General features: G+C 54.7%; 2 protein-coding genes. Both read right to left on the reverse strand.

Features of this window, described 5'->3' with window-relative positions:
• On the reverse strand, positions 1-1,485 hold a 1,485-nt coding region (locus BLP80_RS14780; protein ID WP_090544491.1), incomplete at its 3' end, for a bifunctional aminoglycoside phosphotransferase/ATP-binding protein.
• A gap of 26 nt (positions 1,486-1,511) precedes the next feature.
• Positions 1,512-1,910, reverse strand: a complete 399-nt coding sequence (locus tag BLP80_RS14785; protein WP_090544493.1) for a TraR/DksA family transcriptional regulator — start codon at positions 1,908-1,910, stop codon at positions 1,512-1,514.
• Between the last annotated feature and the right edge of the window lie 76 nt (positions 1,911-1,986).

A 1,986-nucleotide genomic window follows, 5' to 3' on the forward strand; every position in this document is an offset into this window, starting at 1 on the left:
CAGCGGTTCCTGGGTTTTCAACTGCAGCTCCAGCACAGAAATATCCGCCTCGGAAGCATCTCTACCCGCCTTGCTGCGAGCTTGAACGCGCTGTCTGAGCAATGCTTCCGGCACGGCAAAATCCAGGAGGTAAAATACCGCTGCGCAACGCGCAGCAAGCTGCTGGAATAACTCACGTTGCCAGCGCGCGATGAAGGTAGCATCTACCAGTACGTGCCAACCTGAGTTCAGCAGCGTCTCGGCAAGTTCTACCAGATAGTCATAGGTGCGCCGGGAAAACTCCTGGCGGTAAATACCGCCTTCAACTGATGAACCGCTTTTGGCCAGCGCATCCAGACCCGCCAGGCGTTTGCGTTCAATGTCGGAGCGCAGGCTGATCATTTCGAATTGCATGATCAGCTGCTGACTGAACAGGGTCTTGCCCGAACCTGATAAACCATGGGTGATCACTAAAATGGGTTTTTCCGGACGAGTGAGTCTGCCAGCCAAGCGAAGATAAGCCAGCCCCTGTTGCCTCTCGTGTTGCGTCTGTTCTGGAGATAAATCCGGCTGGCTTGCGCGGATAAACGCGACTTTGGCGCGTACCATGGCGCGGTAAACCGTGTAGTAGCGCATGAGCCTTATGCCTGCATAATCGCCGGTGCGCTCCAGGTAGCGGTTGAGAAAGCGCGAGGCGAGATCACGATGATCACGATACCGCAAATCCATGTAGCAGAATGCGACTTCTGACATGACATCGATCCAGCGCAACGCCGGATTGAATTCGATGCAATCAAAAATCAGCAACTCCCCCGCTTGCCAGGCCATGTTGCCGAGGTGCAGATCGCCATGGCATTCCCGCACATAGCCTTGTGTCCGGCGCTGGTTAAAATCGGGCAATAGCCTGCTGTGCTCGGCAACGCTCCATTGCCGAACAATCTCCAGCCAGTTAAGTGCTTCGGGATGCTCGCCAGCCTGCAGCGCGATTTGTTCGAAGTTTTGGGCAACCGGCTGCCAGAGGGTTGCTGCCCCGCCCCATGGTGAATCCGCTGATGCAGTTGGGATATGCGCGTGGAAGTCTGCCAGGGCAGCGGCGATCGCATCGACCTGCTGCACCGATAATGGGGCCAGATCATCGAGCCTATCCAGGGTTGATGCTGGATCGAACTGGCTCATTTTGACGGCATAATCCAGTACCGGACCCGGACCGTTGATACGGGGCGCCGACGCTTCTCCGTTAAAGGTGACGACTGCAAGGTAAACAGCCGGTGCGAGCCTGCGGTTAAGCCGCAGCTCTTCCTCACAGGAGAAGCGGCGCTTGTCCAGCGTGCTGAAGTCGAGAAAGCCGAGATTCAGCGGTTTCTTCAGCTTGTAGACGAAATCGCCGGTGAGCAGCACATGGGAAATATGCGTTTCCACATGCTGAATGTGCTTGACTGGATGGGGATAACGCCCAGGATCAAGTAGCGCTTCAATCAGTTGGTTTTGTGTGCTGTCTTCTGTCATGCCGCCGTAGCCACTTATTCACAGCATCAGAGACTTGGGCGCCCCTCATGCGCATACATCTGCTCGTGCCTTTCCTGGCAGCTCACACAGCGCATAGCCGTCGGGTAAGCCAGCAGGCGTTGCAAACCGATTTCCCTGCCGCAATCGATACATTCATTCAGGTTGCTCTCCCTGGTTTGCGCCAATTTGGCTTCGATCTCGCGCAGCTCGTTGATTTGGCGGTCTACCCGCACAATGTTCAGATCAGCCAGCACATCAGCCAGCGATATATCACCATCATCTCCTGGGTCATTGCCCATGATAGTGGCCAGGTGCTGATTCTCGCGTTCGTCGAGTTCATTGCGGACTTCTTCGAGCAATACCTGTTGGCGTTCGCGTAATTTATTTTCGATCGATTCGATGTCGTTCTGGGTCAGTTGCGTCATGGTTTACCTTCCCGCTTTTCTGGCTAAAAAAGAATTATCTCCTTTTAATCAAGAAGGCGCACAGCAAAATGACTCG

The sequence above is a fragment of the Nitrosomonas sp. Nm132 genome (genome assembly GCF_900100485.1).
GTDB lineage: Bacteria > Pseudomonadota > Gammaproteobacteria > Burkholderiales > Nitrosomonadaceae > Nitrosomonas.

Excerpts from the sequence above, each read along its gene's own strand:
- BLP80_RS14785 (WP_090544493.1), bottom strand. The coding sequence starts at position 1,910 with ATGACGCAACTGACCCAGAACGACATCGAATCGATCGAAAATAAATTA.